Below are 24,062 nucleotides of genomic sequence, written 5' to 3'. Positions count from 1 at the left end.
GAATGGCGTTTTGGGGATACTAGCGATTTGTTCTCTGACGAGTCCACGCGAGAAGGCGAGCAAATTCGATACTGGGGAATTTAAAACACAAAGCCCCGCGAAACGCGGGGCTTTGTAGAGTTCAGATCAGAATGCAGGGATCAGTGCGCGTGGCCTTTGTCCCAGTCTTCTTGCTTGGGCAGCTGCTCGAACGTGTGTTCGGGCGGTGGGGTGGGCAGGGTCCATTCCAGCGTATCTGCGTATTCGTTCCACGGGTTCGGTCGTGTTTCTTTAGCGCCCCGGAACAGGGCGTAGAACACAATGCCGAAGAACAGGAGGAACGAGGCGAAGGACACGAATGCACCAATCGACGAGACAAAGTTCCACTGAGCGAAGGCCTCAGGGTAGTCGATATAACGGCGCGGCATGCCCTGACGGCCCAGGAAGTGCTGCGGGAAGAAGGTCAGGTTCGCGCCGATGAAGAACAGCCAGAAGTGAACCTTGCCCCAGAACTCCGAGTACTGACGACCCGTCATCTTCGAGAAGTAGAAGTAGACGCCAGCGAAGATCGCGAAGACGGCACCCAAGCTCATCACATAGTGGAAGTGCGCAACGACGTAGTAGGTGTCGTGATACGCGCGGTCGATACCCGCCTGCGACAGAACCACACCGGTCACACCGCCGACGGTGAACAGGAACAGGAAGCCGAAGGCGAACAGCATCGGCGTCTTGAACTCGATTGAACCGCCCCACATGGTCGCAATCCATGAGAAGACCTTAACCCCTGTCGGTACGGCAATGACCATCGTGGCCAGCATAAAGTAAGCCTGCTGACGCAGCGACAAGCCAACGGTGTACATGTGGTGCGCCCACACGACGAAGCCCAGAACGCCGATCGCGATAATCGCCCACACCATAGGCAGGTACCCGAAGATCGGCTTGCGCGAGAAGGTCGCGATTACGTGACTTATGATGCCGAAACCGGGCAGGATCACGATGTACACTTCCGGGTGGCCAAAGAACCACAGGATGTGCTGATACAGGATCGGGTCACCGCCGCCGGCAGGGTCAAAGAAGGTGAATCCAAAGTTCCGATCCATCAGCAACATGGTGATTGCGCCCGCCAGAACCGGCAAGGACAATAGAATCAGCCACGAGGTGACGAAGATCGACCAGCTGAACAATGGCACCTTGAACAGGGTCATGCCCGGGGCACGCATGTTAAGGAAGGTGGTAATCATGTTGATCGCGCCGAGGATCGAGGAGGCGCCCGATACGTGCACGGCGAAAATCGCAAGGTCCATGGACATGCCGCCTTCGGTCGTAGACAGCGGCGGGTAAAGAACCCAGCCAACGCCTGATCCGGCCTGATCATTGCCACCGGGCGCAAGAAGCGATGCGATACCCAGCGATGTACCGGCAACGTACAGCCAGAAGGACAGGTTGTTCATCCGCGGAAACGCCATATCTGGCGCACCGATCTGTAACGGCATGAAATAGTTGCCAAATCCACCGAACAGGGCAGGGATTACTACGAAGAACATCATCAGAACACCGTGATAGGTGATCATGACGTTCCACAGGTGTCCGTTGGGGGTACACGGGTCGGCCATGAAGCCTTCCAAACACATGTACTGCACGCCCGGATGCATCAGTTCGAGCCGCATATAGATGGTCATCGCCACCGAGATAAACCCGGCAAGCGCCGAGAAGATCAGGTACAGAATCCCGATATCTTTGTGGTTGGTCGACATGAACCAGCGCGTAAAAAAGCTGCGATTGTCTTCATGCTCGTGACCATGAATGGCTGCGTCTGCCATTAGGTGCCTCCTGTTGCAACTGCACCGCGCAGACAGACCTCTCTGACACGCGGGTTTCCTGCTGGTTTTAGATTGCGAAGAGGGCACCTTCAATGGTCGAGTTTGATATAGATCAAGATAAATAGCCGCACCCTCTTGAAAAGGGTGCGCTATATGCCGCCTTACTCCAGGTCAGAAAGGGTGTTCCTCAGGTGATCCAGCGGTACCCAATTCTGTGTCGCGCAGATCGGCCCGGCGCATCCCTTAAGGCGTAACCGTCCGTCTGGAAGCTTGGTTGCGGAGCCGCGAAAAGACAGCCCGGTTTCAGGGTGCAACAACCGTCCTTGCCCCCAACCATTTGCGCCTGGGCGTAGGCCTGTGATCATGAACTCTCCTGGTCGCATGTGCCGCCAACTTGCGGTTTCCCAACCCCAAAGGACGCGACCGCATGTTGAGGCGGGATCGCCAGGGCAGGGTTCAAACCGAACGACAGCGCCAAGATAGGGGGCAGAGTAGAGGCCCGACAGTTCCGCACGTGCTTCCTTGCCGGCCAGAAACAGCAGGCCCGAAACCGTGACTATCCTTAACCAACCGACGGATTGAAAGCCGACCCGACGCGCGACGCGTGCGAATTCCTTGTGATAGTCTGGATGTTCGGTTCCCATGAGCCTGTCCCACCAAGTGAAGTACAGACCCATGTTGTGGCGCCCGTGGCTATGGTGGAGGTCATGATGCGTGACACTCGTCATCCAATCGAGCAAGGGTTTTCCGTTTCGGTCAGCGGGAAAAACCTCGTACCCGCAATGGCCAAGCGCATTACGCAACATCATGTGAAACAAGAAGACAAGCAGGGCGACTGTATTCATGGGCACCAAAGCGACAAAGATAGGTAGGAACAATGCGTTAAGGACAGCTTCTGTTATGTCGAACGAATAAGATGTGAACGGCGTTGGATTGTGCGACTGATGATGCGTGCGGTGGGCCAGTCTGAAAAGGCGCCTTGTATGCAGCAGACGATGGGTCCAGTAAAACCACGCATCATGGGCCACTATGATCAACGCAAGCGAAGCGATCAGGTAGGTCCAGCCAAAGTCTGAGACCTTGTCATAGATCGGGACAAGACCACTGGAATGGCCGAGGCCGATCAGGATACCGGTTGCGGCAAAAATCAAAACTGTCCGCGCGCTGGTCAGCACCTCTCGCTTGATTTGGGACCATCCCGGCGTTCGGTCACGTATCTTGCGATCTTGCAGGCGGCGGGCCAGCATCGTGTTTACGACCAAAAAGGTGCCGCCGGCCCCCAGCGCATACCGCAACGTATCATGGGTCAGGGTACCGATGATTGCATCGATCAGGGAAAACTCACTCATATCCAAGCTCCGTCATGTGTTGAGATACGAATAGGATGTCTGGATGCGGTGGGCAGGTCTCGTCGATGCTGAAATCAACGCATTTACTGCGGAATGAACCGGTATTTTTCGAAATCGATCAGTCCCGATTGCGATAGTCGCGCGGGTTTGTTCCGGTCTGGGAACGGAAGGCTTTGTTGAATGGTCCAAGGGACGCAAAACCAACCTCATGCGCGATCTCAAGTATCGTCGTTCGTTCGTGTTGCGGGTCATCCAAAAGGGTTTTGGCTGCTTTGATGCGGGCGGTATTGATGAACGTCGAAAAGTTGCGGTGCCCCATTTGGCTGTTGATCGTGGCACGCAGTTGATGTTCGGGCACGCCAAGCTCTTCTGAGAAGGCGCCGATGGTCAGGCCTTCGCGCTGCCAGATGCCGCGACGCATGGATTGTTCAATTCGTTCAACAAGGTCCGGTCTTGGTTTAAGCCGGATGCGATCCGTGGGCGGAACCCAGGCAGGTTCCAGTGCCCAGATACTGAATAAAAGTACAAGCACCAGAATGGCGCTGGCCTGCAGGGGATACACCCAGATGGGTAAATTCGCATCCAGCCCGCTCACCTCGACAATGGAAACGATCAGACCCAACGCGCCCATTGCGGCCAGAAACCCGCGCCTGAACCTGCGACGCTGGTTGACCAGATCATCACTGTCTGTTGCCAGTGCCAAGACGATCAGCCCCAGGTACAGTGCGATTGCCAACCCGCCCCGGATCGGCGCGAACATCGGCAATACTGGTACAAGCATAGCTGCCACAACGGTAAGGGCGGCCAATATCAAAACAGGCCTGCGTTGTGATCGCTCATCGGTAAGTTGGATGGTCGCCATCCAAGCCAGGGCCATCGGCGTCAGTGTGGCCCCGATAACGAGTGCCCCCCGCAAAACACCCGGCAGCTCTACCGGTGCCGAAACCAGCAAGTAGCAACCTGTGCACAAACCCAGCGCGACAACAGACAGCGCCCCATGTGGTCGCTGGTGCAGCATTATGACGACGATGGTGATTGCGATCACGCCAATTGCCATTCCGCGCAGGATCAGGTCTGCCATCATGTTCCATCCGGTTTCTATACCGCTTCAGCTTGCCATCCAGAACCTTGCAAGTCTTGTCGATTCTGAATTTGGGTGTTGAGAAATCGAGGGATTTGTCTTGATCCCTTGACCTTTGCTAGATGGGCCGCAAAAACGGGCGCGTGGACAACACGGAAGGTGCGACATGAGTTACGATCCAGAAAACATCTTTGCCAAAATCCTGCGCGAAGAAATCCCGTCGATGCGGGTGTATGAGGATGAGGATACTCTGGCATTCATGGATATCATGCCACGTACAGACGGGCATTTGTTGGTGATCCCCAAGACCGCGTGTCGCAACGTGCTGGATGCCACACCGGAACAACTCTCAACCGTCATTGCAACTGTCCAAAAGATGGCGCATGCCGTGAAGCAGGCCTTTGACGCGGATGGTGTCACAATTCAGCAGTTCAACGAAGCGGCCGGAGGGCAGGAGGTGTTTCACCTGCATTTTCACGTGCTTCCTCGCCACGAAGGCATTGCCATGCGCCCGCCGGGGAAGATGGGCGACTTCGATGTGATCGGCGCACATGCCGACAAGATCAAAGCCGTGTTGCCTTGATCAGTCTGGGTCCGCGCCTGGGTTTGCACAGCGCGGACCACAATCCGTAAAAGCTTGCAGCACCGCGCAAACGTGATCGTGATGCCCATCGCATGCTTTGGTAATGTGAGCCAATTCCAACTCGAGACCACGCAGCCGCGCGATCCGGTCCCGCACATCCGCCAACTGTCGCTTGGCGATTTCATGGGCCCGGTTCAGATCGGGCCCCTTGGCCCCTTCCAGTGACAGCAAGGCCTGCACATCGGCCAGAGGTAGTCCAAGATCTCGGCCATGACGAATGAAATGTAATCGCTTTAAGGCTGCAGCATCGTATCGGCGTTGATTGCCGGTCGTGCGACCCGGTTCCGGCAGTAGACCTTTGCTTTCATAAAAGCGGATGGTGGGTACCTTCACACCGGTTAGTCGCGATAAGTCCCCGATTGAATGCATTTTTCCCAACCCCCTTGAACCTCTAGTGACTAGAGGTATTACATGCGGTGTGTAGCCGAAACAAGGGACACAAAACGATATGGCACATCAACATTCCCACCATGGGCATTCACATGGTCACGTGGACCCAAACGCGGGCGATGCGCGTGTGGCCTGGGCGATCGGGGTCAATATGCTGTTGACGGTTGCGCAAGTTGTCGGCGGCATTTTTTCGGGATCTCTCTCGCTTATTGCGGACGCCTTGCATAATTTTTCAGACGCCGTGGCGCTGATCATTGCGTTTTTCGCGCGCAAGATTGCCCGGCGACCGGCTGATGCCCGGATGAGCTTTGGCTATGGCCGGGCAGAGGTGGTCGCCGCGCTTGTGAACTACACCACCTTGGTCGTTTTGTCGGTTTACCTGTTCTATGAAGGCGTCATGCGGTTTTTTGAACCTGAAACCATCAATGGTTGGATGGTGGTTTGGGTCGCGACACTGGCCCTTGTTGTCGACCTGATTACCGCGGCGCTGACGTATTCCATGGCTAAGGACAGCATGAATATCCGCGCGGCCTTTCTGCACAACCTCGCCGACGCACTGGGCTCGATTGCCGTTATTATCGCGGGGGCGGCGGTTATTCTGTTCAACTGGACCTGGGTGGACCCGGCAGTCACGATCATGATCTCGATCTACATCTTGTGGCACGTCAAATCCGAGATTGGAGAAACCATCCGTGTGTTAATGCTGGGCGCCCCCCCTGATTTGGACCCAGAAGAGGTCGCCGCGGCCATTGAAGCAACACAAGGTGTTCGCGAAGTGCACCATGTTCACCTGTGGAGCATGCAAGAGCGGCAACCCGCCTTGACCGCTCATCTGGTCATTGACGCAGATGCTATGTCGAGAGCTGATGGCATACGCGCCGATGTACGGCAGAGCTTGATAGACCGTTTTGCCATAGGGCACGCGACGTTGGAAATCGAGCAATCTGAAAGCGCGTGCGTCGGTTCTTCTCGGTTTGGGCATCAGGAAGAATAAGGGCTTTAAGCGAATTGCCGTTCCGATTTGGGGTCGGAACGGCAGACTCGTAACCAAACACTTATCGGATTTCGCAGGGCGCAAACCCCGGATCACCGGTTTAACATACCACTCACTCTAGACTGGTCGTTCCATGCTACTCGTTAACAAGGCATATGTATGTCAGTTAAATGGATTTTGGCTAAAGATTGCCCCAAATCGGGTCAACATTTAGTAAACAGAGTTGCCCTTAGGAAACAGACGAGGCCGCTTTTAACGATTGTTGTTCTCATCACGTCAAAAAGCGAATCGAAGCCCGTTGCCATACCCCGGCACTTTCACGCGTTGACCGGTTCAAAGGCGTCATCAAATGTCTTCTGCAGCGCAGCGTCGAGATCTGCCATTGTGACCGGCAACCCGAGATCGACCAGTGAGGTCACGCCATGATCTGTGATGCCACAGGGGACGATGCCGGAAAAATGGTCAAGCTCTGGTTCTACATTGATCGAGATACCGTGAAAGCTGACCCACTTACGTAAACGCAGGCCAATCGCGGCAATCTTGTCCTCTGCAGGCTCGCCTGCAGCTGTCAGCGGCTTGTCGTCCCGACGGACCCAGACACCGACACGACCGTTTCTTACTTCGCCGTGTACATTGAATTCTGCCAAGGATGAAATCACCCAGGTCTCAAGCTGTTTCACAAACTTGCGCACATCGCGGCCTCGTTTGTTCAGATCAAGCATAACATAGGCGACTCGCTGTCCGGGGCCGTGATAGGTGTACTCACCGCCGCGCTTGCTTTGATAGACTGGAAAGCGTTCCGGATCCGTCAAATCGTCGATCTTGGCAGAAGTTCCGGCGGTGTAGAGCGGGGGATGCTCAAGCAACCAGACGCATTCATCGGCATCGCCCGCTGCAATCGCGGCGACACGCGCCTCCATAAAGGCGACCGCATCGTCATAGCTGATCAGGCCATCCGTGATTTTCCATTCCATGCGGGCCTCATATCGTGCGAGCGGGGCAGGGGAAAGGGGTCAAGCCGCCTCGGCCAAACAACGCTGCAGAACTTGAACATAAGTGTCTGTACCTTGCGCACCCGTCAGCAGGTACTTTCCGCCGAACACCATCGAAGGCACACCGGAAACACCTCGGCTGGTCCAAACCTGCTGCTTCTTGCGAACGGATTCGGCATGTGAGCCCGTTTGCAACACGACACGTGCGTTTTTAGCATCTAGTCCAGCTGTTTCGACGGCTGCCAATAAGACGTCCAGATCGGATACATCTTGCTGTTGCGTGAAATATGCCTCAAACAGCGCAAGCTTGAGCGGATGTTGCCGACCTTGCGTTTCAGCCCAATCAAGTAATTGATGGGCAGAGAACGTATTAACGATCCGACTTTCATCGTTGAAATTGAAGGTAAATCCCAGGGTAGTCCCCAATTCCGTCAGTCGCGCACGCGCCTGTTGACTTTGCTCGGTCGTCGAGCCGTATTTTTCTGCGATATGCTCGCGCAGATTTTGACCTTCCAGAGGCATATTCGGGTTCAGCTCGAACGGATGCCACCTGAGATGCGCCAGAATACCCAATTGCTGAAGCGCTAAATCAAGCTGCCGAAACCCGACAATGCACCACGGACAGACCACATCCGAAACGATGTCGACTTGAACAACTGGGCGTGGGTCGGGCGAGGTCATCAGCGGTTCCGATCAGGCGTTTACGACGGTGTTTGATCCCTAAGATAAGGCGGCCCCAAAGGATTTTAAACCATCGTGTTTTTGCCTCTTCACAACATGAGCGCCAACGTCTATACGCCCCCGTACCAAGTCACAGGCAGTGCGGTCGTGGCGGAATTGGTAGACGCGCAGCGTTGAGGTCGCTGTGGGGTAACACCCGTGGAAGTTCGAGTCTTCTCGACCGCACCATTTTTCTGAAGGTCAAATACGCTTTGTTGTGACCCACGTGAATATCAGTGGTTAACGCAGCACATTTCGACTTGGTGGGCGTATTTCTCAGTCTAAATCAAACCAGCTTGAGTTCCATGGAACGAATAGAAGGTCGCAGTCCGGCGAGGCGCGATCGACCGGGCGCAGGGCTTCGATCAGTTCGAACCCGTGTTTGCCCATTTCTGCGACAAACTCACTGAACCGGTAGCCATCCTTGAAACGCCGCTTTACGGAAACTTCGGCAAGGACGAATTCCGTGCGCTTCAGTGTTTCCAACCCACCACGGATGACCGCCAGCTCATTCCCTTCCGTGTCGATTTTCAAGCCAAACCGACCTGGTATACCTGCCGAGTAGGAATCGAGGCGACGCTTTTCCACGACGCGTTTCTCCATATCGACAATCCGGTTTTCATAGTCATCGGAAAACCCTGCAACCGTTGCCAGTGAGCGCCTTTTGCGGTCGGTTGTGGGAATGACCAGTTCGGCTTCACCGTCTTCGGAGTCGAGTGCGACAATGTGCAGATCGTAGTCGATCTTATCGCGCCACGGGGCAACGCGCGTTGCGGTTTCTTCGATTGGATCGAACAGCACAAACTTTTTGTCCGGGAAGGCGTCATAGAGAAATGGGGTACCTGCGTCCACGCCCACATCCAGAACGGTGTCCACCTCAAACCCATAGCTTTGCAGGTTCGACGCTGTCACGCCACCGCTGATCACGGAAAGTCCGGTCTGGTTAAGCCGCCTCATCACTGGCCTGGGCCCAACGAATTCGCCATTTTCAAATTCGACAACCTTCAGCCCGGCAGAACGAAGTTTCTTACGAAAGGTAAACGCGTCTATCTTAGGCATTCGAAGGGTCCTTGGTCTAATACCTGTTGCAATCGTTATCTATGAAACGCGCACGTCAAGCGCTGTCTTCAACGCTTCACTCTGCATTTCGGGCCTGATTTCATAGGCGTGGTTTATGCAAGTCGCTTTCATTGCCAGCAAGTCTTCGTCATCCAAATCTATGGCCTTGCGCATCTGGAACATCATACCACGCGGATTCCCATCAACATAAAGGAAGTGCCGCACTTGTTCTGGCAGATGATCGACCAGAGCTTGTGTGTTGGGGCCGATAACCGGCAACCCGAATGTCAGCGCAAGATTGACCGACCCGGATGTTAGAATTCTACTAAAGGGCGCCACGCAAATATGACATGACGCAACAATGTCACGCAGTTCATCATCCGGCAGATACCTATCATGGAACCGAACATTCGACATCTCACGTATTGCTTGCTGACCGCGGCGTTCACCTGCGATGACCGCCCCCGAGATATCGAGTTCCCAAGACTGATCTCGGAGATGCAAAGACTTTAGTGCCTTCCACATGAATTGTCCGCCACGGTTTTCCTGCACTTTCCCGATATGCACGAACCTTCGGTTTTCGGCGGACGGCAGGACATCGCGCCGCGCCATTGTAGCGTCGAGTGGTTCGTAAACCCCGAGATAGCTGGGATGCGCAACGCGAACAAACTTGTGCGCGGGTATTCCGTAGGTCTTTGCCAACAAATCTTCGGCATAAGGTGTGTGAACGTGAATCTTGTCAGCGAGCCGAACCAGTATTTTTCGACCTTCATGAATTGCTTCCATGTCTCTGGCCGAGTTGTGGGGATGGAAGTTATGCACTGTCCAGACGATCTTCACACCTTGCTGTTTGAGCTCTGACAGTCCGGCATCGATCTTTTGAAAACGTTCGGCGATAGGGACTTCGTTCTTCGGACTGCCAAATTCCACAGTTTCCCAGTGGATCCAGTAGATGTCGCCTTCTCGAACTGCGGGCAGTTCGCCTGCATAGAAAGCGTTCAATCGGACGACCCGAACATCGTAGTCGTCAAAACGGCTGTAGATCATGCGTTGGTAGGGATTATTGCCCAATGGTGCATTGGAATAAATGGTCGGCATGCATCCAATCCTCCGTTACAGAACAAACAACACCAACTTTGCGCGGGTTCCGCCCTCTTGTTCACCGTTACAGGGGCAATGTCTCGATCCGTGGTGTACGAAGCGCTGGTCGGCACGCAAGTTCAAACTCGGCAGGGCATGCCAAAGCATCTAGTACCGTGGCTCTTGGATCACGTCTGTTCCCTTGCAATGCCTTTTGGGGAAACGTAACAAAGTCACGTGCTTAAAGACCCTATGCGCGGCGACGACGTTGTTTTGCAGAAGATATTTGAGCTGGCACAATGGTTACGGGTTTATGTCAATGAGACTTGTCATTTCCACAATGAAAGACGAAGGCCCGTTTATTCTGGAATGGATTGCCTACTATCTTTCGATTGGATTTACGCATTTCATCGTAAGTTCGAACGATTGTTCGGATGGCACAGAAAAGATACTGATGCGCTGCGAAGAGCTGGGTTTTCTGAAGCACATTGATAATCCGGGTCCGTGGAAGATGGGACCACAGGCGTCGGCCTATGCCAATGCAATGCAGCAAACCTGGTACAAACAGGCAGACTGGATTTTGGTTTGCGATGTCGACGAGTTTTTAGATATCCGCGTAGGCGAAGGAACATTGGATGATCTCTTCCTCGCCTTGCCGCACGCAGATGGATTTGCGGCGCTTTGGCAGCTTTTTGGACATAACGGTGTTGTTGATTTCGAAGATCGTTTCGTGGTCGAACAGTTTACAAGGGCTGGTGAGCTGGGTGCGGTCATTCCGCAAAACCTGCGCGCGTATAAGTCCTTAATCCGCAACAATGGATCATACCGTTTGATAAATACCCATAGGCCGCGAGGACCTGTCCAGGGTAAAGCCGAACACTTCGCTTGGGTGGACGGCGATGGGGACCCTTTGCCGCCTGCAATGCGTCGGCGCGGTTGGGCTTTTTCCACCACAGGCGCTGCGTTTGGCCAGCAGTTGTTTCGGATGAATCACTATGCGGTCAGATCCATTGAAAGTTACCTGATGAAACGTTTGCGCGGGGACGTAAAAACCACGTCGTTTCATCCTAAGATGGAGGAAACGGGGCAGGCATATTGGAACCTGCATTGCTACAATGCCGTCGAGGAATCCTCGATCCTCTCGAAAATAGGCCGTCTGCGCGATGTCTATTCTCAGTTGCGGGCAGATCCAGTTTTGGGGGAGCTGCATGAAAAAGCAGTAGTGTTTCACAAGGATCGCATCGCCGCTATTCGCGAGACAGATGCTGCCAAGGGTTTTATTAAGAAAAATAAGAGCTTCCGTAGCGGGCAATATGTAAAGGCACTGAAGTTTGGAGTCGTTGAAGAAGCCAATGCATCTTTCGATCCAGAGACTTATAGAGATCCCGAGGTCAGTTTTGCCCAAGTCGCAAAATGGAATCGCCTTGGCCAAATGGCAGAGAGGTCGAACGCTAAGCCAAACAACTATCCTTGGTTTGTCAGACTCGATGCTCTTGGAACGCCACTAGAGCATGAAGAGGCTTCGGCGCAACATGCCGCGATTACTGACCCAAAGCAGATATCTTTACCGTTTGACCCAAAGGACCCAACGCTGCTGCCGCCAGCCTCGCCCGAGATCGAGAGGACCAAAAAGCAGCGCGGCGATTTTCTGAAATCGATCAGCGGTAAGAAATCATGGGTTCTGATCGGCCAGGTTGAGACTGAAATTGTTGAGGAAGTTCTGGCGCTTGGAGCGGTTTCGCAATTGACGATCATCGCCCCTTGGGGCCTGTCCTGGGACCGTTTTGCTTGTCCAGACACCACACAGGATCCCGACCTCCAAGCTTTGGATCTAGCGTTTTATGCATTCCTAGAACACTTTCGCGAACCAATCATCAAAGGGCGCCTGCGCGTTTTCAGGGCGCTACCGCCATTGATGCTGAAACTTTTCGAAGACGAAAGCGTCGGCGTTGTCATCATTCGGGGCGTTCGGGCCGAACGGGTTATGAACCAACTGTTGAAACGAATTGACCGGGTTTTGGCACCAGGGGGCAGTATAGCCTTTACATCCTATCGCCGTGGCGGTGCACCGTACAAAGGCATGGCTGCCGCCATTCACAGTTTTTTGGGGCGCAATGCCAGCAGATATCGGATCACCAGTTTGCAGCCACCGTGGCTTGGGATCGACAAACTGCCGCCTTTAAATAAAGAAGACACATAGTTTCTGGCCCTTGCAGCCATCGCATGGTACCCGTTCCTCAACTAACGAGACGGGCAGGTTTTGTGTATCCTGACAAAAGCCCGACAGCACAGTGAGGTCGAGATGCCAAACGAACCTAAGGTCATCGGCGCAATGCCTGGACACAAGGAAAAGCCGAAATCGGACAAGGCCAACAAGCGCAAGAATTCCAAAGAAGCCATTCGCCGTACATTCCTGTCTCGGCTGCCCAAAGGGGGCATGGCCGTGGAAATTGGCGTTTGGCAAGGTGAGTTTTCTCCGACAATCCTGAAGCTTATCGAGCCCAGCCAGTTGTTCCTGATCGACCCCTGGAAACACATTGGTGAAGATTCGCACACGACCGCCTTTGTTGGTCGGACGGAAGACGAAAAGATGGAGGCCATTTTTCAGAAAGTGGTCAAGTCATTCAAAAAAGAAATCGACGACGGCAAGGTTGGCATCATCCGCGATTTTTCGGTTCCTGCCTTGAAGCTTTTTGATGATGAGAGCATCTCGTTTGCCTATGTCGATGGCGATCACTCTTACGAAGGTGTGTCTGCGGATTTGGCGGCGCTTTTTCCAAAGATAAAGCTGGGCGGTATCATGGCGTTTGATGACTATCACCGCCGCGGTTGGTGGGGCGATGGCGTGATCCGCGCAGTTAACGAATTTCTGGGCCGCTACCCGAGAGAATTGCGTATTCGCGCCATAGCCGGCGCTCAGATCGCGATTGAAAAGATTGCCCCCCTAGACAAGGGTAAAGGGAAGGACAGCTAGGCGTTGAGGCTGAGTTAAAACGATGGACAAACCTGAAAAAGTCCTCATCTCAGCAATGAAGAATGAGGGGCCGTACATCCTCGAATGGGTCGCACATCACAAGGTTCTCGGCTTTGACAAGATCGTTGTGTACACCAACGACTGCTCTGACGGTACAAATCGGATCTTGAGACGTTTGCAGGATTTGGGCCATGTGGAGTTTCGCCGAAATCGGGTTGGGGTTGGTGGCATCCATCGGTCAGCGCTGCGACAGGCGCGGCGGCTGCCTTTTGTGAAAGAGGCAAAGTGGGTCTACGTCTGTGACGCCGATGAGTTTCTGAACATCCACGTCGGAGAACACAAGGTCGACGACCTTATCGAGGCGACGCCTGATGTAGATGTCATATCCATCCCGTGGAAAATATTCTCAAACAACGGTCGGCACGTATTGCGAGACCAGTCTGTCACAGGTCAGTTTTCCGACTGTGAACTGGACTTTGAGCAAGGTGGAGCCGGGCGGAGATTTGTGAAATCTCTGTTCCGGCAGGGTGAGTTCTACACCCGGTTTGGCTTGCACAACCCGCACCCCAAACCCGATTTTCAGGCTGGCATGTTCCGGTCTGTGCCGGGTGGCCACGCGAAAGAGCCCGCGCCCTTCGGAAACCATGTTGCACCACCCTTCGGTTTTGAAGTGGCACAGATAAATCACTATGCGGTGCGCTCGACGCAGGCCTATATGGCCAAGCGCAGCCGGGGCCGTGCGAACCATTCCTCGCAAACTTTGGGGACCGAATACTGGGATCGCTGGAACCGTGGCGGTTCGCCTGACACCACAATTTTAAGGTACAGGGATGAAGTGGACGCTTTGTTGGAAGAGTTCAAGTCCGACGAGGTTTTGCACCGGCTGCATAGAAAAGCCTTTCGATGGCACAAAGACCTGATCACCAATCTGATGGAAATACCTGAATACAAGGACCTTTATCAGATCCTCGTCGAAAAACCCGCTGTAAGCTTTGTCGCACAGGATCGCGGTGTACAAGGACGGATTTCAGCCGTTGTGGTTGGCTCCTCCGATGCAGATCAACCTGACCCCTGACAAAATTGCCCCCGGAGAAGTGTGTTAATGGTTGCCGAAAACAATCTTCCTACGATTGGGATGCTCTGGCTCGAAGGGCCGCTCAGCTTTTTGGAACAGATGTGCCTTTTGTCCTTCGTGTCAAACGGGCACAAAGTGGTGCTGTTCCACTACGGTGAGGTCGAGAACGTTCCGGAAGGTATCGAACTGGTGTCGGCAAATGAGATTCACGAACCGAAACAGTTCATTGTAAACAGTCAGTTTAAAACGCCTGTCCCCCAATCGGACATTTTCCGACTACAGCTTATGAAGAAAACCGATTTTTTGTGGTGCGATACCGATGTGATTTCTTTGGCGCCCATTCCGAAAGCAGATCACATCTTCGGATATTTCAACAATACAACAATCTGCAACGCAATCATGCGCCTGCCCGCCGACAGCCCGGCGTTGCAGGCCTATACCGATTACAGCCTAGATCCTTTTCCGATCCGTCCATGGATTGAGGGCGATGAAAGGCACGAACTTGAACGCCAGAAAGCCGCCGGTGAATTGCCTCATGCTTCGGATCAGGCCCACAGCGTTTATGGCCCCGGTGTTTTGACATGGTTCCTGCGTCATCACGGCGAAATCGACCACGCCAGTCCAGTGTCTGTATTTTATCCGCTTCCCTTCAGGCACACAGGACAGGCAAATGATATTCCTGCACGAGAATTCCGCCGCAAGTACCTGACCGATGACACGCTTGCCGTGCACCTTTGGGGACGCAGGATGCGATGGTGGGTCAACAAGGGTATCAAGCGGCACTCTTTCCTGGATCGCAGATTACGTGGTCTTGGTGTCAGTCCAGCCGACGCACCGTTGCCGCGAAAGGGCAAAGAAGCTCCAAAGAAGATAGAGTTTCCAAGCAATCTTCCTGAATTGCGGCTAAGCAAAGAGACGATCAGCCAGGCGACAAACGGGATCATGTCGGTTGCTCAAATTTCCACTTCAGAGCAATTTCTAAAGGTTGCGCAGTTCGAACTGGATAAAATCAAGTCGGGTGAGTTGTACGGTGTGAACGAAGCCGCGCGTCCTGGTCATAAGCGGGGCTGGGATCACTACGAGAACGACGCAGCCCGGTTGAACGCCCTTTCGATGTCATTGTCGCGCTTTGCCAACAACCAGCGGTATCTGCCGGATCTCTCGGACCCTAAGACAATCACTGAAAAGCTTCTTGTTATGAAGCTGTTTGGCGATATGCCAAAAGTTTCGGCCGCCGACAAGCTGACCGCGGAAAGCTTTGTTCCGCAACCTTCTGGAAACCTCCTTACTCCGGTGCAACGATACTGGGATTCTTCTTCTCCAGTTCTGCCGGAAGAGCTGGAGCTTGAGCCGGGTTCATACTGGCTCAAATGCAACAACGGGCAGGGGCAAAATCACCGTTTGAACTGGCCAATGAGCAAGGAAGAAAGCGAACTGGCTAACGAGAAGCTGACCAGCTGGAGCAAGAAGCCAATTCCACACGGATATTGGGCGGCCGAGTGGTGGTATTCCACGATCGACACGCGCTTTTTCATCGAAGAAAACCTAGCCGCGGAAGGTGAGGACATCATCGACTGGAAGTTCTGGGTTGTGGCGGGCAAGGTGCAAATGGTGCAAGTGGATCGGGACCGCTCACGCGGGCATGTCCAGATGATCCATGACCGGGACTTCAATTTTATTCCCAAGGAACTGTACTTTAAGACTAGTGAAGATACAGAACCGCGACCCAAACGATATGACGATATGGTCCAGATTGCGGAAGCTATTGGACAACGCGTGGAGTTCGCGCGGGTGGATCTCTATGCCATTGGTGACAAGATTTATCTTGGTGAAATCACGCTGTGCCCATTTGGTGGGAAGCGGAAAATGCGAACGCCCGAATTGGATAAGCAATTGGGCGATGCATGGACTGGGACCCGGTTGTTTCCAAACTAGAGCGCCGGTGCATCAACTGACATGGCAAGGTTACTCGACCGGGATGTCCTGGCGCAGTTTTCCGGTCGTTTTGTCAAAGATCAGGATGCGATTGTCATCAGTTACCACAGCGTACCAGTTGTTGCCGATAGTCAGCGCTTGCGCCTGTGCGCCGTCAGGCAGCTCGATCTGATCGGGCAGGGTAGGCGTTCTGTCCGATAGCCGGATGACAATCAGCGCGAATGTCACTAGAACCCCGCCAATCATCACCGCGGTCAGCAACATGACCATACGCCTTAGCAGTCGCAGCTGCGGCGTTTCCAGCGGTTCTTGGGGTTCGGAAGGGACAGTCATGGGCACCCGCCAGATAGAGTTTCAGATTGCGGCCGCTCCGCCGCCTCGCCTTGATAAGGCGCTTTCGCGGGATGTGCCAGTCGAGGAGAACCTGTCGCGTACACGCCTGACCCGATTGATCGAAAGCGGCGCTGTTCAAATCGACGGTGTCGACGTGCATGATCCGAAGTTCAAGGTGTCCGAGGGCGCGATGGTGAAGATCGTTGTGGCCGAAGCCGAGGACAGCCATATTGGCCCGGAAGATATCCCGCTCGACGTTGTCTACGAGGACGCAGACCTGATCGTCGTGAATAAACCGGCAGGTATGGTGGTCCATCCCGCGCCGGGTTCACCCAACGGAACGTTGGTGAATGCGTTGTTGCATCATTGCGGAGACGATCTGTCTGGCGTGGGCGGCGTCAAACGTCCCGGTATCGTGCATCGGATCGACAAGGAAACCAGCGGTCTGCTGGTGGTCGCTAAATCGGATGCCGCCCATCACGGTCTGGCGGCACAGTTCGAGGCACACAGCGTCGAACGTTATTACCGCGCCATTTGTTACGGTGTACCGGATGCCAATGACCCGCGTTTGCGTGGTGTTAAAGGGGTGAATTTCGAGTCTGGGAACATCATGCGTCTGACCACGCAACTGGCACGGCACAAGGCGGATCGCCAGAAACAGGCGGTTCTGTTTCACGGCGGTCGCCACGCAGTGACGCGCGCACGCGTGGTTGAGACTTTTGGAAAGCCCGCCGGGCTGGCACTGATTGAATGTTGGCTTGAGACTGGGCGGACGCATCAGATTCGGGTCCATATGGCACATGCAGGGCATGGTTTGGTTGGCGATCCGATTTATGGCGGCAGGCGTAAGTTGGCCGGGCGGTCCTTTGGGGATAAGACCGCCGATGCCGTTAAGGCCTTTCCGCGTCAAGCGCTTCATGCTGCTATTTTGGGCTTTGAGCACCCTGTCAGCGGTGAAATCTTGCGCTTCGAGGCAGAACTGCCGGCTGACATGAAAAACTTGATTGCAAGGCTGTACGATCCGCTGACATAATTAGCAAACCATTGTGAGTAAGACGTTCTTAGCTTTCCTTTACCGAAGCTTAATTTCAAACTGTTAACGGTACCTCTTGAAAGGGCTGGGTTCCTTACCCATATCCTATGTTAAAGACGTAAACATTTGTCGGAGGGACATCAAAATGGCAAACTACGCAAATCTCCCCGCGCCGACGCCTGAGGGCGGCCTGAACCGCTATATGCAGGAAATTCGCAAGTTTCCCCTGCTGGAGCCGGAAGAAGAATATATGCTGGCCAAGCGCTGGGTCGAAGAGCAAGACACTGAAGCCGCACATAAAATGGTCACGTCGCATCTTCGTCTGGCAGCAAAGATCGCGATGGGCTATCGCGGCTATGGTTTGCCGCAAGCCGAGGTGATTTCCGAAGCGAATGTGGGTCTGATGCAGGCTGTCAAGAAATTTGACCCAGAGAAAGGTTTCCGGCTTGCGACCTATGCGATGTGGTGGATTCGCGCATCGATTCAGGAATACGTCCTGAGATCGTGGTCGATGGTCAAACTGGGAACAACCTCAGCTCAGAAAAAGCTGTTCTTTAACCTGCGCAAAGCCAAAGCCCGCATTGGCGCCTTGGAAGAGGGCGATCTGCGTCCAGAAAACGTCGCAAGGATCGCGACCGATCTGGGCGTGACCGAAGAGGAAGTGATCAGCATGAACCGCCGGATGTCCGGTGGCGATGCATCGCTGAATGCGACGGTCGGCTCCGAAGGCGAAGGAACCATGCAGTGGCAGGATTGGCTGGAGGATGAGGATGCCGACCAGGCCGGTGACTACGAAGCCCGGGACGAGTTGGAAGCACGTCGTGAGCTCCTTGCTGCCGCGTTGGACGTCCTGAATGACCGCGAGAAGGATATTCTGACGCAGCGCCGTCTGATGGACCAAGCGGTGACGCTGGAAGAACTCAGCACGCAATACAATGTCAGCCGCGAACGTATTCGTCAGATCGAAGTACGCGCCTTTGAAAAACTGCAAAAGAAAATGCGCGAATTGGCGCGTGAAAAGGGAATGCTGGCGACAGCCTGATCATTAGTGACCTTAGCCCGCAGGATATGCGGGCTAAGGTCGTTTTCTGAGAAAAATGCGAAGCCAGACCCAGAGCTGGTGCAGGAATTCAAATTGAATTCAAAATCATAGTAGCCGTTTTAATCTAGTTCAAGCGATCCCTGAAAACACGAACCATGTTTTCACCCATGACTTTGCGGATTTGAACCTCAGTCACACCTTCGTCCAATAGTGCAGACGTTATTGCCGCAAGTTCGGATGTATCGAACGCCGTTTCGACCGACCCATCGTAATCCGACCCGAGCGAGACGTGATCTTCCCCTATGGTTTCGATCGCGGCCTTGATCATCTTGGCAATGCCTGACGGCGCGGTATCCCCACAGGTAACATCAGCCCAGTATCCCATACCTATAACGCCGCCGGTCGCTGCAATCTCTTGCATCAGTTCGTCGGGATAGTTGCGCTTTACCGGACAAAACCCGTGCAGCCCGCCATGGCTGACGATCAACGGAACATCCGTCATCCCGATCACGTCACGTGCAACCTGCGGGCTTGAGTGGGCCAGATCAATGACGACAGGACGTTGCGCCAGTTCTTGGACGACCTGACGGCCGAAATCGGACAAGCCGGTATTTGCCTGCCCGTGCAAGGACCCGCCCAGTTCATTGTCGAAGAAGTGGTGTAATCCAAACACCCGGTGCCCCGCGTCGAAGATCGCATCCAGATTGGCAAGATCGCCTTCCAGGGGATGGGACCCTTCGATCCCGAGAATGCCGCCGACAATCTGTTCTCCGTTGGAGCGGGCGTTCAGGACGCTGTCCAGATCAGCGCGCGTCTTGATTACCTTAAGGTGCCCGTTCGATGCCGCCTCGAACCGGTGTAGCTTTTCGGCCTGATAGATCGCGCGTTCTTTCAAGCTGTCCCACGTGCGCAGCGGCCACAATTGCCCGACGGCCAGCAAGGTGATGTTGTCGAATGCCTCGGCAGAGTTCGCCTCATAGTTTTGCCCGGCTGGTGATTTGGTTACGGCGGTAAAGACTTGCAACGCGACGTTGCCCTCAAGCAGGCGCGGGATGTCAACTTGTCCACGCGTGCCACGCTCCGTCAGATCTCTGCTCCAAAGCAGAGGGTCAGCATGCAGATCCCCGATGATCAGTGTTTCATGTAATTCGGCGGCGCCATCTGAAACCGGGTAGGGATCGTGATCGATCACGCTGTTGCGCGCGTTTTCGACATATGGTGGCAGGAACACGAAGAAAATCAACGCTCCGGCGATCAGGGCCAACATGATCAAGCCGCCGATCCATTTCAAAAATCTGCTCATTTGCTCTCTCCCAACATGCATCAGCAGATTACGATGCCACGCGACTGAGAAAAGCCTGACTTGGCGTCGGTTGCTTGATAAAGATGTTGGGTCAGCAGAGTTCCTGAGGGTCCCAAGGCTTCGGCGTCTATTTGATGGAGAGTATGATGGAAAAACCAGTTCAGTGGGGTGTACTGGGTGCGGCCAAATTTGCACGTCAATACATGGCACCCGCCATCCATGCCGCAAACGGCGCACGATTGTCTGGTCTGGCAACGTCCGATCCGGCAAAGGCCGCGCCGTTCCTTGAATTCTGCCCTGATCTAAACGTCTATGATGACTACGACGCCCTGCTCGCCGACCCAAACATCGATGCCGTCTATATCCCACTGCCCAATCACCTGCATGTGGAATGGAGCTTGAAGGCGCTGGATGCGGGCAAGCAAGTTTTGTGTGAAAAGCCGATGACGATGCGGGCCCACGAATTTGACGCGTTGATCAAGAAACGCGATGATACCGGCCTGCTTGCGGCTGAGGCGTATATGATCGTGCATCATCCCCAATGGCAGATGGTCCGGAAGCTCATCGCTGATGGGGCGATCGGCAAACTTGCGCATGTGACGGGCGCGTTCAGTTTTGACAACCGCACGGATACCACGAATATCCGCAATCACGCAGAAACCGGTGGGGGAGGTCTGCGGGACATTGGCGTCTATGTGATTGGCAGCGCGCGATACGCCACCGGCCAAGAACCGGTGACGGTCCAGTCGGCGATCCGGTGGGAAAACGGTATCGACAGTTTCGCCGAAATTCGCGCTCAGTTTCCCGGCTTTACCTATTCAAGCTATGTCTCAATCCGCATGCACCCCCATCAAGAGATGGTGTTTCACGGAGAGGGCGGCGTAATCCGGCTGACCGCCCCCTTCAATGCGCGGGTGTTCGGCGAAGCTCGGGTTGAACTACACCGGCCAGGGCTTGAGGTGCAGGTCACACGCTTTCCCGGGGAAGATCACTACAAACTTCAGGTTGAAGCCTTCTGTCGGTCGGTGCGAGGTGGTGCTGAATACCCATGCCCGTTGGAGTTTTCGCGCGGAACGCAAGACATGATCGACCAGATCTTCGACGGGGCAGTATCACTGTAGCTTGCCATGCCACCCGTCGCTTGGTTATTCTGACATCCACTATTCAGGAGAGGACCCATGGCCGGAGGCTGGGCACGCGACGGCGCGGTAAGCGAGCAGATCGAGGCGTCGATATCTGATGAGCTGGCGCGGATGCGGTCGCAAAAGCGACCCGTCGGTGACAGCCTGACCCACTGTGCAGAATGCGAAGAACCGATCCCTGAAAAGCGACGTCTTGCACTGCCCGGCGTCAAATTGTGCATGGATTGCCAACAGGAGCGCGACAGTTCGTTTCAGTCCCGAGGCGGGATCAACCGCCGGGGCTCAAAGGACAGTCAGTTGAAGTGAGGGTCCGAGTGTCCCATGCGAGCCCATTTTACCAGTTCCGCGGTCCACATCGACGCCCGCCGTGATGCATGGTTCACCAGTCACCCCTCGTGAGGAACAGAATTGAGGGTGCCTGAATGACTGATCCCGGATCCACCAGATCAGGCCCACGCTTAACAATCCATAGTCACATCAACGGAGTCTTGCTCAGTAGAAGCGCTGACATCAGATGAAACTGAAATCAGTCCGATTCGGCGGGTAGATTATGTTTCAAGTCAGCTGACAGTTCTTGCAGTGCTTTCAACAGTTCTTGTGGGCCAACAGTTTCCGGATTTACCTTGGTGCTACCAAAGTATCTAAGGAATATGCTTCTTGTCGTATCGTCCATGCCTTCATGCAGAGCCATAGACCAATAGGGAAACATTCGCTCGTTCACACCGACGCACTCGACTAGAATAATGTTGATGTGGCGTGTATCTGCGGTAATGCGGTGATAGATCGCGCTGACCTCGGCGCGATGGCCCTCAAGAACCTGCAAAAAAGCGTGTTTGTTGTAGTGCAGGATACCCGTGACGTTCATTGCCCTGTTGTTGCGGATAGATGTCTCAATCAGCTTGGGTACATCTGCGCTTACCGATGGATTGCGCAGGCTATAGTATATCAGGCGAGTGAGGCTCATTGGTTCTTCCCATCAACGTTCAGCAGACTTGCGAGCAAGTGGTCACAAGGTCAATAGTCTTTTATTCGCGGGGATCTGGGCAGAACGGTGCTCAAACCATGAAAAAACAGTGTAGGGCTTAGTGGTCACCAGTGTTGCCGCACTGCTTGTGTCGATTTAGCACTGCGCTACAATCCACCAACAGCCAGAACAAGCCGGGAAAGCATTTAGATGATTGTAGCAATACTCATTACTGCTTGCATACATTCGCTCGCTCGCGACGAATGGCGGCTTTGTCCCGCAAAGCGGACAGTCTCCCTGCCGCTATAGGCTTGGGCAATCCTCATCTCTCCATGGCTTCCAGTTCATCAATGAAACCGGAAATCATCGACAGGCCTTTGTCCCAGAACTTTGGGTCGCTGGCGTCCAGCCCGAATGGGGCCAGCAGCTCCGAATGGTGTTTTGACCCACCGGCGCGCAGCATCTCGAAATACTTGTCCTCGAATCCTTCCGCGCCGCTCTCGTAGACCGAGTAGAGCGCGTTGACCAAGCCATCCCCGAACGCGTAGGCGTAGACGTAGAAGGGCGAGTGGACGAAATGCGGGATGTAGGCCCAGAAGGTTTCGTACCCGTCCATGAATTCGAATGCCGGTCCAAGGCTTTCTGCCTGAACGCTCATCCACAAGGCGTTGATGTCGTCCGGGGTTAGTTCACCTTCGCGGCGGGCGGCGTGGAGTTTGCATTCAAAGTCGTAAAACGCGATCTGGCGGACCACGGTGTTGATCATGTCCTCAACCTTACCGGCCAGCAGAATTTTGCGCTGTTCGGGTGTTTCGGCCTGATCCAGCATTGTGCGGAAGGTCAGCATCTCACCAAACACTGACGCTGTCTCGGCCAGCGTCAGCGGGGTGGATGACAACATCTCACCCTGATCTGCGGCCAGAACCTGATGTACGCCATGACCAAGCTCATGCGCCAAGGTCATCACATCGCGCGGTTTTCCAAGATAATTGAGCATGACGTAGGGGTGCACATCGGTAACCGTGGGATGCGCGAAAGCGCCCGGGGCTTTGCCGGGCTTTACGGCGGCGTCGATCCAGCCTTTTGAGAAGAACGGCGCTGCAATTTCGCCCATCCGTGGATCGAAGGCATTATACGCGTCCATCACCATCGTCTCGGCCTCGGCCCAGTCGACAATCCGTGTGTCTTCCATCGGCAGGGGCGCGTTACGGTCCCAGACCTGCATAACGTCTAGGTCCAGCCATTTGCGCTTTAGCTCATAGTAACGATGGCTCAGCTTCGGGTACGCGGCAACGACCGCCTCGCGCAGCGCTTCGACCACTTCGGGTTCAACGTCGTTGGATAGGTGGCGCCCTGTTTGCGCGGTCGGCATATTGCGCCAGCGATCAAGGATTTCCTTTTCCTTGGCCTGCGTGTTGTGAACACGGGCAAAGGTCTTGATGTTGTCCTGAAACACAGATGCCAGTTCCCGCGACGCGGCCTCGCGCTTGGTGCGATCTTGTTCGGTCAGCAGGTTCAGGGTGCCCTCGATGTTCAGATCATCGCCGTCAACCGTGAAGGTGAGACCCGCAATGGTTTCGTCAAACAAACGCTCCCACGCGTCGCCAACGACACCCAGATCGTGGAGGAATTTTTCCAACTCATCCGACAGTTGGTATGGCTTCATGGCACGGATACGCCGAAAGACCGGCTCATATCGGGCCAAATCCGTGTTGGCGCTGAAATGCGCCTTTAACGCATCATCGTCGATCCGATTGATCTCAAGCGTGAAGAACACGAGCGGCGTGGTGAAGATCGTAACCTTCTCCTGCATGTCTGACAAGAATTTCGCGCGCTCGGCATCGGTGGTCAGTTGATAATACCGCAGGCCCGCAAAAGACATGATCCGGCCTGCGATTGCGTTGATCTTTTCGTTGCGCAGCACGCAATTCAGCAGACCCCCGGCGTCCAGATCGGCCAGTTTGCCTTCATAATCCGCTGCAAAAGATGCGCATTCCCCTTCAAGCCAATCCAGATCGCGGGACAGTTCAGGCGCATCTTCCGAGGTGTAAAGATCACTCAGATCCCATTCAGGAAGGTTGCCCAGATTATCGGCGCCGCCACCTGCGTTTGCATCACGGACGGGAAAGGGAAGGTCGCGCATGGATCACCTAT

The 24,062-nt window shown here is 54.4% G+C and carries 22 protein-coding genes and 1 tRNA gene; 11 read left to right on the top strand and 12 right to left on the bottom strand.

The genetic code is table 11. The annotated features are described in order from the left end of the window. Nucleotides 1–140: 140 nt before the first annotated feature. From ctaD to ACR0BU_RS00880, 3 genes are all read right to left on the bottom strand, one after another. Entirely contained in the window at nucleotides 141–1,799 is a 1,659-nt protein-coding gene (gene ctaD, locus ACR0BU_RS00890) for a cytochrome c oxidase subunit I (protein WP_298932538.1), read from the bottom strand. 161 nt (nucleotides 1,800–1,960) lie between these two features. Then, nucleotides 1,961–3,148 carry a sterol desaturase family protein gene (locus tag ACR0BU_RS00885; RefSeq protein ID WP_480735218.1) on the bottom strand — a complete coding sequence of 396 codons (1,188 nt, stop codon included), beginning with the start codon at nucleotides 3,146–3,148 and terminating at the stop codon, nucleotides 1,961–1,963. Nucleotides 3,149–3,266: 118 nt separating this feature from the next. Beyond that, nucleotides 3,267–4,229 (bottom strand): helix-turn-helix domain-containing protein, encoded by a 963-nt coding sequence (locus ACR0BU_RS00880; RefSeq protein ID WP_480735220.1) that lies wholly within the window; start codon nucleotides 4,227–4,229, stop codon nucleotides 3,267–3,269. Between the two features lie 166 nt (nucleotides 4,230–4,395). Here ACR0BU_RS00880 and ACR0BU_RS00875 point away from each other — a divergent pair, with 166 nt between their 5' ends. Then, entirely contained in the window at nucleotides 4,396–4,812 is a 417-nt protein-coding gene (locus ACR0BU_RS00875) for an HIT family protein (RefSeq protein ID WP_299884925.1), read from the top strand. Here the strand turns inward: ACR0BU_RS00875 and ACR0BU_RS00870 are convergent, their stop codons facing one another. Further along, on the bottom strand, nucleotides 4,813–5,241 hold the full coding sequence (locus ACR0BU_RS00870; protein ID WP_299078361.1) for a MerR family transcriptional regulator: 429 nt from the start codon (nucleotides 5,239–5,241) through the stop codon (nucleotides 4,813–4,815). A 79-nt stretch (nucleotides 5,242–5,320) separates the two neighbouring features. On the opposite strand from ACR0BU_RS00870, the gene ACR0BU_RS00865 reads away from it, so the two are divergent. After that, nucleotides 5,321–6,256, top strand: coding sequence for a cation diffusion facilitator family transporter (locus ACR0BU_RS00865; RefSeq protein WP_480735222.1), 936 nt, complete (start codon nucleotides 5,321–5,323; stop codon nucleotides 6,254–6,256). A gap of 317 nt (nucleotides 6,257–6,573) precedes the next feature. Here the strand turns inward: ACR0BU_RS00865 and lipB are convergent, their stop codons facing one another. Both lipB and ACR0BU_RS00855 read right to left on the bottom strand, forming a co-directional pair. Then, a complete protein-coding gene (gene lipB / locus ACR0BU_RS00860) occupies nucleotides 6,574–7,230 on the bottom strand; it encodes a lipoyl(octanoyl) transferase LipB (RefSeq protein WP_480735224.1) in 657 nt (218 codons plus the stop codon). Between the two features lie 39 nt (nucleotides 7,231–7,269). Then, nucleotides 7,270–7,929, bottom strand: a complete 660-nt coding sequence (locus tag ACR0BU_RS00855; RefSeq protein ID WP_480735225.1) for a DsbA family oxidoreductase — start codon at nucleotides 7,927–7,929, stop codon at nucleotides 7,270–7,272. Nucleotides 7,930–8,070: 141 nt separating this feature from the next. Here ACR0BU_RS00855 and ACR0BU_RS00850 point away from each other — a divergent pair. After that, nucleotides 8,071–8,157 (top strand) — tRNA-Leu (locus tag ACR0BU_RS00850). Nucleotides 8,158–8,244: 87 nt separating this feature from the next. Here the strand turns inward: ACR0BU_RS00850 and ACR0BU_RS00845 are convergent. Next, the gene (locus ACR0BU_RS00845) at nucleotides 8,245–9,027 is read right to left on the bottom strand and encodes an FkbM family methyltransferase (protein ID WP_299884874.1); all 783 of its coding nucleotides are present in this window, start codon (nucleotides 9,025–9,027) and stop codon (nucleotides 8,245–8,247) included. Nucleotides 9,028–9,066: 39 nt separating this feature from the next. Next, nucleotides 9,067–10,125, bottom strand: coding sequence for a glycosyltransferase family 4 protein (locus tag ACR0BU_RS00840; protein ID WP_480735226.1), 1,059 nt, complete (start codon nucleotides 10,123–10,125; stop codon nucleotides 9,067–9,069). A gap of 301 nt (nucleotides 10,126–10,426) precedes the next feature. Here ACR0BU_RS00840 and ACR0BU_RS00835 point away from each other — a divergent pair, with 301 nt between their 5' ends. The 4 genes from ACR0BU_RS00835 to ACR0BU_RS00820 all read left to right on the top strand — a co-directional run bounded on the left by ACR0BU_RS00835 (nucleotide 10,427) and on the right by ACR0BU_RS00820 (nucleotide 16,091). Beyond that, nucleotides 10,427–12,307, top strand: coding sequence for a glycosyltransferase family 2 protein (locus ACR0BU_RS00835; protein ID WP_480735228.1), 1,881 nt, complete (start codon nucleotides 10,427–10,429; stop codon nucleotides 12,305–12,307). A 102-nt stretch (nucleotides 12,308–12,409) separates the two neighbouring features. Next, nucleotides 12,410–13,081 carry a class I SAM-dependent methyltransferase gene (locus ACR0BU_RS00830; RefSeq protein ID WP_299884864.1) on the top strand — a complete coding sequence of 224 codons (672 nt, stop codon included), beginning with the start codon at nucleotides 12,410–12,412 and terminating at the stop codon, nucleotides 13,079–13,081. Nucleotides 13,082–13,103: 22 nt separating this feature from the next. Continuing rightward, the gene (locus tag ACR0BU_RS00825) at nucleotides 13,104–14,156 is read left to right on the top strand and encodes a glycosyltransferase family 2 protein (protein WP_298932517.1); all 1,053 of its coding nucleotides are present in this window, start codon (nucleotides 13,104–13,106) and stop codon (nucleotides 14,154–14,156) included. Between the two features lie 27 nt (nucleotides 14,157–14,183). Further along, the gene (locus ACR0BU_RS00820; RefSeq protein ID WP_480735230.1) at nucleotides 14,184–16,091 is read left to right on the top strand and encodes an ATP-grasp fold amidoligase family protein; all 1,908 of its coding nucleotides are present in this window, start codon (nucleotides 14,184–14,186) and stop codon (nucleotides 16,089–16,091) included. A gap of 30 nt (nucleotides 16,092–16,121) precedes the next feature. Here ACR0BU_RS00820 and ACR0BU_RS00815 read toward each other — a convergent pair whose 3' ends face one another. Next, nucleotides 16,122–16,424 (bottom strand): DUF6476 family protein, encoded by a 303-nt coding sequence (locus tag ACR0BU_RS00815; RefSeq protein WP_298932513.1) that lies wholly within the window; start codon nucleotides 16,422–16,424, stop codon nucleotides 16,122–16,124. On the opposite strand from ACR0BU_RS00815, the gene ACR0BU_RS00810 reads away from it, so the two are divergent. Beyond that, nucleotides 16,423–17,457, top strand: coding sequence for an RluA family pseudouridine synthase (locus ACR0BU_RS00810; protein ID WP_480735232.1), 1,035 nt, complete (start codon nucleotides 16,423–16,425; stop codon nucleotides 17,455–17,457). The genes ACR0BU_RS00815 and ACR0BU_RS00810 overlap by 2 nt on opposite strands. A gap of 145 nt (nucleotides 17,458–17,602) precedes the next feature. Beyond that, nucleotides 17,603–18,499 (top strand): RNA polymerase sigma factor RpoH, encoded by an 897-nt coding sequence (gene rpoH, locus ACR0BU_RS00805; RefSeq protein ID WP_299078389.1) that lies wholly within the window; start codon nucleotides 17,603–17,605, stop codon nucleotides 18,497–18,499. Nucleotides 18,500–18,623: 124 nt separating this feature from the next. Here rpoH and ACR0BU_RS00800 read toward each other — a convergent pair whose 3' ends face one another. Continuing rightward, nucleotides 18,624–19,802, bottom strand: coding sequence for a dipeptidase (locus ACR0BU_RS00800; RefSeq protein WP_480735235.1), 1,179 nt, complete (start codon nucleotides 19,800–19,802; stop codon nucleotides 18,624–18,626). Nucleotides 19,803–19,948: 146 nt separating this feature from the next. Between ACR0BU_RS00800 and ACR0BU_RS00795 the strand changes: the two genes are divergently transcribed. Both ACR0BU_RS00795 and ACR0BU_RS00790 read left to right on the top strand, forming a co-directional pair. Continuing rightward, the gene (locus tag ACR0BU_RS00795; RefSeq protein ID WP_480735237.1) at nucleotides 19,949–20,923 is read left to right on the top strand and encodes a Gfo/Idh/MocA family protein; all 975 of its coding nucleotides are present in this window, start codon (nucleotides 19,949–19,951) and stop codon (nucleotides 20,921–20,923) included. 57 nt (nucleotides 20,924–20,980) lie between these two features. After that, nucleotides 20,981–21,250: a DksA/TraR family C4-type zinc finger protein gene (locus tag ACR0BU_RS00790; protein ID WP_298932504.1), complete on the top strand. Its 270-nt coding sequence runs from the start codon at nucleotides 20,981–20,983 to the stop codon at nucleotides 21,248–21,250. A 220-nt stretch (nucleotides 21,251–21,470) separates the two neighbouring features. On the opposite strand, the gene ACR0BU_RS00785 is transcribed toward ACR0BU_RS00790, so the two are convergent. Further along, the gene (locus tag ACR0BU_RS00785) at nucleotides 21,471–21,908 is read right to left on the bottom strand and encodes a BLUF domain-containing protein (protein ID WP_480735238.1); all 438 of its coding nucleotides are present in this window, start codon (nucleotides 21,906–21,908) and stop codon (nucleotides 21,471–21,473) included. Between the two features lie 322 nt (nucleotides 21,909–22,230). After that, entirely contained in the window at nucleotides 22,231–24,051 is a 1,821-nt protein-coding gene (locus tag ACR0BU_RS00780) for a M3 family oligoendopeptidase (RefSeq protein WP_480735240.1), read from the bottom strand. Nucleotides 24,052–24,062: the final 11 nt, after the last annotated feature.

Source organism: Ruegeria sp. CK2, assembly GCF_056536585.1.
This window is presented reverse-complemented; position numbering and strand designations above follow the sequence as displayed.

Excerpts from the sequence above, each read along its gene's own strand:
- lipB (WP_480735224.1), bottom strand. The coding sequence starts at position 7,230 with ATGGAATGGAAAATCACGGATGGCCTGATCAGCTATGACGATGCGGTC.
- ACR0BU_RS00785 (WP_480735238.1), bottom strand. The coding sequence starts at position 21,908 with ATGAGCCTCACTCGCCTGATATACTATAGCCTGCGCAATCCATCGGTA.
- ACR0BU_RS00810 (WP_480735232.1), top strand. The coding sequence starts at position 16,423 with ATGGGCACCCGCCAGATAGAGTTTCAGATTGCGGCCGCTCCGCCGCCT.
- ACR0BU_RS00830 (WP_299884864.1), top strand. The coding sequence starts at position 12,410 with ATGCCAAACGAACCTAAGGTCATCGGCGCAATGCCTGGACACAAGGAA.
- ACR0BU_RS00845 (WP_299884874.1), bottom strand. The coding sequence starts at position 9,027 with ATGCCTAAGATAGACGCGTTTACCTTTCGTAAGAAACTTCGTTCTGCC.
- ACR0BU_RS00870 (WP_299078361.1), bottom strand. The coding sequence starts at position 5,241 with ATGCATTCAATCGGGGACTTATCGCGACTAACCGGTGTGAAGGTACCC.
- ACR0BU_RS00875 (WP_299884925.1), top strand. The coding sequence starts at position 4,396 with ATGAGTTACGATCCAGAAAACATCTTTGCCAAAATCCTGCGCGAAGAA.
- ctaD (WP_298932538.1), bottom strand. The coding sequence starts at position 1,799 with ATGGCAGACGCAGCCATTCATGGTCACGAGCATGAAGACAATCGCAGC.
- ACR0BU_RS00835 (WP_480735228.1), top strand. The coding sequence starts at position 10,427 with ATGAGACTTGTCATTTCCACAATGAAAGACGAAGGCCCGTTTATTCTG.
- ACR0BU_RS00855 (WP_480735225.1), bottom strand. The coding sequence starts at position 7,929 with ATGACCTCGCCCGACCCACGCCCAGTTGTTCAAGTCGACATCGTTTCG.
- ACR0BU_RS00790 (WP_298932504.1), top strand. The coding sequence starts at position 20,981 with ATGGCCGGAGGCTGGGCACGCGACGGCGCGGTAAGCGAGCAGATCGAG.
- ACR0BU_RS00800 (WP_480735235.1), bottom strand. The coding sequence starts at position 19,802 with ATGAGCAGATTTTTGAAATGGATCGGCGGCTTGATCATGTTGGCCCTG.
- ACR0BU_RS00840 (WP_480735226.1), bottom strand. The coding sequence starts at position 10,125 with ATGCCGACCATTTATTCCAATGCACCATTGGGCAATAATCCCTACCAA.
- ACR0BU_RS00820 (WP_480735230.1), top strand. The coding sequence starts at position 14,184 with ATGGTTGCCGAAAACAATCTTCCTACGATTGGGATGCTCTGGCTCGAA.
- ACR0BU_RS00815 (WP_298932513.1), bottom strand. The coding sequence starts at position 16,424 with ATGACTGTCCCTTCCGAACCCCAAGAACCGCTGGAAACGCCGCAGCTG.
- ACR0BU_RS00880 (WP_480735220.1), bottom strand. The coding sequence starts at position 4,229 with ATGGCAGACCTGATCCTGCGCGGAATGGCAATTGGCGTGATCGCAATC.
- ACR0BU_RS00865 (WP_480735222.1), top strand. The coding sequence starts at position 5,321 with ATGGCACATCAACATTCCCACCATGGGCATTCACATGGTCACGTGGAC.
- ACR0BU_RS00780 (WP_480735240.1), bottom strand. The coding sequence starts at position 24,051 with ATGCGCGACCTTCCCTTTCCCGTCCGTGATGCAAACGCAGGTGGCGGC.
- ACR0BU_RS00885 (WP_480735218.1), bottom strand. The coding sequence starts at position 3,148 with ATGAGTGAGTTTTCCCTGATCGATGCAATCATCGGTACCCTGACCCAT.
- ACR0BU_RS00825 (WP_298932517.1), top strand. The coding sequence starts at position 13,104 with ATGGACAAACCTGAAAAAGTCCTCATCTCAGCAATGAAGAATGAGGGG.
- rpoH (WP_299078389.1), top strand. The coding sequence starts at position 17,603 with ATGGCAAACTACGCAAATCTCCCCGCGCCGACGCCTGAGGGCGGCCTG.
- ACR0BU_RS00795 (WP_480735237.1), top strand. The coding sequence starts at position 19,949 with ATGGAAAAACCAGTTCAGTGGGGTGTACTGGGTGCGGCCAAATTTGCA.